This window comes from Pseudoalteromonas sp. UBA6610, from assembly GCF_002433295.1.
Lineage (GTDB): Bacteria > Pseudomonadota > Gammaproteobacteria > Enterobacterales > Alteromonadaceae > Pseudoalteromonas > Pseudoalteromonas atlantica.
The window spans coordinates 1-6,520 of the sequence record NZ_DJHW01000110.1 but is presented as its reverse complement, the minus strand read 5'-3'; the positions used below and the strand labels follow the sequence as shown (position 1 = coordinate 6,520).

At 39.6% G+C, this 6,520-nt stretch carries 7 protein-coding genes and 1 tRNA gene; 5 read left to right on the top strand and 3 right to left on the bottom strand.

Annotated features, from left to right (window positions below; all coding sequences use genetic code 11):
• Nucleotides 1-255 precede the first annotated feature (255 nt).
• Nucleotides 256-747 carry a glutathione peroxidase gene (locus tag B4F91_RS14640; RefSeq protein WP_096040934.1) on the top strand — a complete coding sequence of 164 codons (492 nt, stop codon included), beginning with the start codon at nt 256-258 and terminating at the stop codon, nt 745-747.
• 111 nt (nt 748-858) lie between these two features.
• On the opposite strand, the gene B4F91_RS14635 is transcribed toward B4F91_RS14640, so the two are convergent.
• Nucleotides 859-1,044 carry a PA3496 family putative envelope integrity protein gene (locus B4F91_RS14635; protein ID WP_004589020.1) on the bottom strand — a complete coding sequence of 62 codons (186 nt, stop codon included), beginning with the start codon at nt 1,042-1,044 and terminating at the stop codon, nt 859-861.
• A 380-nt stretch (nt 1,045-1,424) separates the two neighbouring features.
• On the opposite strand from B4F91_RS14635, the gene B4F91_RS14630 reads away from it, so the two are divergent.
• Complete coding sequence (locus B4F91_RS14630; protein ID WP_248444117.1) at nt 1,425-2,219, top strand: YggN family protein; 795 nt, start codon at nt 1,425-1,427, stop codon at nt 2,217-2,219.
• A 58-nt stretch (nt 2,220-2,277) separates the two neighbouring features.
• Here B4F91_RS14630 and B4F91_RS14625 read toward each other — a convergent pair whose 3' ends face one another.
• Nucleotides 2,278-3,720, bottom strand: a complete 1,443-nt coding sequence (locus B4F91_RS14625; protein WP_286936711.1) for a PLP-dependent aminotransferase family protein — start codon at nt 3,718-3,720, stop codon at nt 2,278-2,280.
• A 105-nt stretch (nt 3,721-3,825) separates the two neighbouring features.
• Here B4F91_RS14625 and B4F91_RS14620 point away from each other — a divergent pair, with 105 nt between their 5' ends.
• Nucleotides 3,826-4,755, top strand: coding sequence for a DMT family transporter (locus B4F91_RS14620; RefSeq protein ID WP_096040933.1), 930 nt, complete (start codon nt 3,826-3,828; stop codon nt 4,753-4,755).
• A gap of 36 nt (nt 4,756-4,791) precedes the next feature.
• Here the strand turns inward: B4F91_RS14620 and B4F91_RS14615 are convergent, their stop codons facing one another.
• Complete coding sequence (locus tag B4F91_RS14615; RefSeq protein WP_286936709.1) at nt 4,792-5,664, bottom strand: diacylglycerol/lipid kinase family protein; 873 nt, start codon at nt 5,662-5,664, stop codon at nt 4,792-4,794.
• Between the two features lie 327 nt (nt 5,665-5,991).
• On the opposite strand from B4F91_RS14615, the gene B4F91_RS14610 reads away from it, so the two are divergent.
• Nucleotides 5,992-6,132, top strand: a complete 141-nt coding sequence (locus tag B4F91_RS14610; protein WP_004589025.1) for a hypothetical protein — start codon at nt 5,992-5,994, stop codon at nt 6,130-6,132.
• Nucleotides 6,133-6,352: 220 nt separating this feature from the next.
• Nucleotides 6,353-6,443: transfer RNA gene (locus tag B4F91_RS14605), tRNA-Ser, on the top strand.
• Nucleotides 6,444-6,520: the final 77 nt, after the last annotated feature.

The following is a 6,520-nucleotide window of genomic DNA, read 5'->3' as shown; positions in this document are numbered from 1 at the left end:
TTATTCTTACATGGATGTAAGTCATTAGAATAACGCAGGAGCAGTTATCGAGGCCACTAGGTTACAAACCTCGCGCCGCGATTTGATCGCCCCTAGGTTGAACAAATTTCAATCCGCAAAGTTCAACACGCCCTAAATAACAGCCAACCCATTAGCGCATAGTTAAGGGCGGTATTAACAAGCCTAAATTTTATACTTTTAGTAACGCGCTACAGCGGGTAGAATGTAGCTAACAACAATAAAAAAGCATCCATCATGCATGAGTTTCATCAATTAACGGCTACTGCGTTAGACGGTAAAACAATTAACTTTAGCGACTTTGAAGGCAAGGTTGTGCTTATTGTTAATACCGCAAGTGAGTGTGGTTTTACTAAGCAGTACGAGTCGCTACAAACTCTTCATAGTAAGTACGCTAAAAGCGGATTGGTTATTATTGGTTTTCCATGTAATCAATTTGGTCAGCAAGAGCCAGGCGACGCAACGCAAATACAACAAGGCTGTTTAATTAATTACGGGGTAAGCTTTTTAATGGCCGCTAAGGTTGATGTAAACGGTCGTCACGCCCACCCTGTATTTAGGTATTTAAAATCGGCCTTACCCGGCTTTTTAACACGCAAAATAAAGTGGAACTTCACTAAGTTTTTGATAGCGCCCGATGGCACACCTATCAAGCGCTATGCGCCTTTTACAAAACCAGAAAAGCTAGAAACCACTATTCAACAAGCACTCGCTAAATTAAGTACATAATAAGTAATAAAGAGGCATAAAGCCTCTTTATTGCCAATGTTTAGCCTTTAAACATGCGTAAACGCACATTCAAACCCTAATAAAAAGGCGCATTATTTTAACTAGCACAATTTAGTCTATGTAATCGTTTAAGTCGTCTTCACCTAGGTTTTTACGCAAACGTTTTTGCTCAAGGTAATCTTCCAACTTCTTTTTCACCTTTTGCTTTTTTTTGTCATGCTGATTACGCCCGACCATTTCGTACTCGTCTTCAACAAAATCATCATCTAGCGCATCGTAACTAAATGTCTTACCCACAACCCACTCCATAAAGTGTTTGAGACCAACTCAGGTTTATTCCTGCACTTGGTAAATTAAAAATGTTTAGCGCTAAGATACGAACAAATTAGCACCAAAATAAAGCCACGTGACTATCGTAAATAGCCTTCATGTCAATATTGTGAATAAATAGCGCTAAATTAAGAAAGTGGAAAGTGAGAGTTTTTTATCGTTTCGACAAATAAAATTTATCATTTATTTATTTTTAGTGTTTTTGACTAAAAAGTAGTTTATTTATCAAAATTAAAAATCATTACAAACACACAAATTTTCATAACCTACTGTTTTAAAATAAAAATAAATAATGGCACCAAACTTGTTAATACTTAGCTGTCATCAACAATTATTAGAGAATAAACATGAAAAATTTACTATTAGTAAGCGCTTTAATTTGTACACCCGCTGCAATGGCACATAACGATAGCAATGCGGGTATTTCGTTTAGCAATGAGCAGTGCAATGTAGAGTTTAAAAACGATGTACGCATTAAACCTAGCGAATTAGAAATTTTTACCGCATCTAATCAATTCATGCGCTTTAACAGCAATGGCAACTTAACTATAAATGGCGAACAAGTATCCATTAACAGCGAGCAACGCCAAGCGCTTACCCAGTATTCTGACAACTTACGTACGCAGCTACCTGAGGTCGCTAATATTGCCCTAGACGGAGTAAAAATAGCCGGTGTAGCATTAGAGGAAGTAGCCAACGCATTTAATATTGATGGCCTTGATGACTTGTCTGGCCTGATGGACGATATAAGACTTGAAGTAGAAAACACCTTTTATCAACAAGGTACGTTTGTAATGGGCCAACAAAGCTTTAATCAATTTGGTGAAAACTTTGAACACCAATTTGAGGAGCAAATAGAAACCGTGGTTGAGTCTGCCGTTATGCAATCAATGGGCAGTATTTTAGTTGCTTTAGGCTCTGAGCTGCTTGGTTCGGGTGGAGATATGGATGCATTTGAGCAACGCATGGAAAATATGGGCGCGCAAATAGAAGAAAAAGTAGAGCTGCATGCCAGTGCGCTTGAAAAGCGTGCCAACTCTTTATGCGACAGCTTTGCCAACATAGCACAGCAAGAAGAGCAATTAGTAGCGCAGTTACCGCAGCTGAAAGGCTACGAGTTATTTACCATTAAACAAAATTAGTACACCGCACCGTATTTAACATCCCTTTAGCAGCACTTGTATATTAGGTGCTGCTTTTTTATTCTTTTAGCGTGTGAGCCAACGCACCTAACGTGGTAATAGCCTGCTCTATTTTTTCGCTCCACTGCACCCCGTAACTTAGCCTAATACAGCTTTTATACTTATTACTTGCTGAAAAAATAAGTCCGGGGGTTATGCTAATACCAGCTTCTAACGCCAGTAAAAATAACTTTTGACTGTCTACTCCTTGGCCTAAATCAAGCCAAATAACACACCCACCTTTAGGGTCACTAATACGTGTATTGTTAGGCATCGCGTTTAATAAGCACCACCGCATGCGCTCTTTGTTATTACGTAAGCGCTGCCTAAGTACTTTTAAATTACGGTCATACTCACCACTGGCTATAAACTCAGAAAGCGTCCACTGATTTATTAGTGAGGCAGAGCAACTTAATGCACGCTTATGCCGGCGCGCTTGTCCAGCAAACTTGCCTGCTATTAACCAACCAACTCGATAACTTGGCGCAGCCGTTTTTGAAAACGAGGCGCAACTGATCACAAGCCCCTTTTTTGAATACGCTAAAGCGGGCGTGCCACGCTTGGCAGTAAAGTGCAGATCACCGTACACATCATCTTCTATAAGAACAACATTATGTGACTCTATTAAGTCCACCATTTGCATGCGGCTTTCATCGCTCATAAAGCTGCCAACCGGGTTATTTATTGCGGTCGAAAACAAGCATGCTTTTATATCATGTTGCTCGAGCGCTTGAGCTAGGTCGTTAAGCCAAATACCATTGTCGGGGCATAGCGGGATTTCAAGCGCCTTTAATCCTAAGCTCTCTATTAGTTCAATAATGCCGTGATAACAGGGGGTTTCAATTGCAACCACATCGCCGGGCTTAGTAACACACTTAAGTGCGATAGCCAGCGCCTCTTGCGCGCCATTGGTGATCACCAGTTCATCTATATTTACACCAATACCAAAGCCTAAGTATCTATGCACTAATTGCTTTTTAAGCGCAGCAAAACCATCAATAGGGCCATAATTAATAACACTCGCCCCAGCAATTGTCATAACCCGACGCATGGTACGGGCTAAAGCTTTATCGGTAGGCGCGGCAGCAACGGGATTGGCAATACCAAAGGCAATTACATTAGGTTGATGAATAGCGCTGTATACCTGCTCTATTAATGCTTGTTTATTTACAGTGACAGGCTCGCGGCTTAGTTTTACACGCTTTGGCAAACTGTAAACCGTATTAAGCACCGTTAAAAAGTAGCCCGATTTTTCACGTGCCTCTACTAACCCTTGATCTTCTAACGCTTGATACGCTTGCTTAACCGTCGGAATGCTAATATTTAAGTTACTGGCCATTTTACGAAGCGAAGGAAGCTTTTCTCCAGGTAGTAATACCTTTTGTGCTTGCATGTCTTTAATTAGCTCAATAACTTGTTGGTATAAAAACTCGGCTTTTTGCTTATTGGCAGCTGGCTGCATATCTCGCCTCAAATCTGTATAGGTTACATTTATACTTTTCTGTATATGGTAAGTATACAGATAGACTCTAAAATAACCACTCAATCGGTTTTTTAGAGGTTTGCCATGAAAAGCGCAGCGCTATATCTCACAACAGTGTTAATTTGGGGCTCTACGTGGCTCGCGATTTCGTTTCAGCTAGGCGATATTGCTGTGGAGCTTTCTTTGTTTTATCGCTTTGCCATAGCAGCTGCATGTATGTGGCTATTTGTGGCCTACAAAAAGCCTAATATGCGATTTTCGTTAATCGATCATGGCTTTTTTGCTTTATTGGCCATTTCTAACTTTGGCTTAAATTATTTGCTTTTGTATTGGGCACAAAACTACCTCTCATCGGCAATGGCCTCTATTGCATTTTCAATGTTGCTAATAATGAACATAGTCAACACCCGTTTATTTTTTGCAAAGCCCATTGCCAGACGTATTTACTGCGGCGCGCTAATCGGCGTGGTGGGTATTATTTGTCTGTTTTGGCCGCATTTACAGCAATTCGACTTGAGTAATGGGGCGTTGGTCGGGTTACTACTTGCCCTTGGGGGTACCTTTGTGGCTTCATTGGGCAATATGATTAGTGTACGTAATTCTAATCGTCAAATAGGTGTGCTGCAGGGTAACGCATGGGGCATGTTATATAGCGCAGTAGGTTTAGCCGTTTATGTATTAATAAATGGTATAACGGTCAGTTTTAGTGCCCCTACCAGCTATTGGTTGTCACTATTGTATTTATCTGTTTTTGGCACTGTGATTGCGTTTGGCTGCTATTTTGCCTTGTTAAAAAACATTGGCCCCGAAAAAGCAAGCTACGCCATAGTGCTGTTTCCGTTAGTGGCCGTTGCATTAAGCAGCTTTTTTGAAGGCTTTGAATGGCATGCAAACACCTTTGCCGGCTTTAGTTTAGTACTACTGGGTAATGCAATTGTACTTACCCCCACAAAAAGAATTAACGCCTTTTTAGCAAGCCGCTGCGTTGCTAAAAATGGCTCCGTCCCCAGTTAGAGGCGTTTTTAACGCACTAACACAAAAGCGCCTACCCTACTGTAGGCGCTTTTTTATTGGTATATGGAAATTAATAGCCTGCTCATGAATAGCAATAACCGCGGGCGTAACACCTACTAGCTCGCCATCGGCCTCAATTAATAAATCTCTAGTATTAATACGCGCCTGTTTGAGTTGGCTATAAGTAAGCTTTTTTAAAGTATGGTGGCGCTTAAAAATTAATTTAATAAAGCTATATAAGTGATCAACAAGACTACCCGCTTGCATTTGGTAGCAATCAAGCAGTCCATCATCAATTTTAGCCCTAGGGGCTATTTTAATGCCGCCACCAAAATACTGAGAGTTCGCAAATACAGTTATTAAATTTTGATAGCTACATTGCTTATTTAAAAATGCTCCATTTAGTGTGCTTGCTTTGTAAGTAAAGAGCGATTTAAAACTCGTCCACTTATAGCGCCAAGCTGACATGCTTTGTAAATGACCCAACTGCTTAATTACATGAGCATCAAAACCAACACCAGCCACATTAATAAAGTAACGAGTATTAATTTTACCTACATCAATTAAGTGTGTGGGGGCATTAAAAATAGCGTTTTGCCACTGTTTAGCTGAGCAATGAAAGCGACGGGCAAAATCGTTGCCCGTACCACAAGGTAATATTGCCAAACTACATGCACTGTTAATCACGCCATTAAGTGCCAAATTAAGTGTGCCATCGCCTCCAATAGCCACTGCTATTTGGCTTTTTTGTGCATTCAATTTAACGTTTGCTAAGTCGTACTCAAAATTACCTGTCGTTTTAACCGTAATATAGAGAATATTTTTCTTCTGGCATGTTTTTTTAAGCCAATCGAGGTGATCTAACACCACACTTTTTACGCTCGGTTTAACTATTATTAACAACTGCAAGTAATTTATCTCCTATTAGCCAGTACACCAGCATAAATAAGAATTAAGTTAAAATTAATTTATCTGAATAATTAATCATAAAAGTGCGTAAAAATTTACTAAAAACATTAAAAAAACAAAAAAACACTTATAAAACAGATTAAAACTTAGTTCCCCTGATTAAATAACTATGCAAAATGGGCACTTATTAGTTTTAATTAAAAACAAAGCAATGCAAATTCAGATAAAAATAACTAATAGCCAAGCCTTAGTTTATATTGTTGTATTTTTAAACAAAAAAGCGTCAAAATGCTCGCGATTTAAACACATACACCTTGGAGCAAAGACATGAACCCAATAAACACCCTAAACCAAAATGCAGCAGCCCACGTTGGCGTAAAACCAACTAACCGTAAAGCTAAAATGCTTGCTAAATTAAACCGTATGGGCAAAAAGTTAGCATTAAACAGCGCCGCGCAATACAAATAATCAACCTTGTTATGCTTATTAAGCAGGGGCAGTAAACAACTAACCACTATTGAAAGCGCTTCTTTAGCTCCCTTAGTTTGCTGCCACCCTTTAATTTTTAGTTTAAATCCTTCTAATTTCCCTCTATTTACAAAAAAAACCGTAATTACGCCTACTTTTTAAGCAAACAGTTTATTTGCTATTTACACGACGGTATCACCTAAGTATTATTCTGCGTCACGGAGAGATGGCAGAGTGGTCGAATGCACCGGTCTTGAAAACCGGCATAGGTTTGTAGCCTATCTAGGGTTCAAATCCCTATCTCTCCACCACTATTTAATTAATGGTATGAATAAACTACCGTTAATACAATCTGTTATGCGTTGGAGAGGTGTCCGAGTGGCCGAAG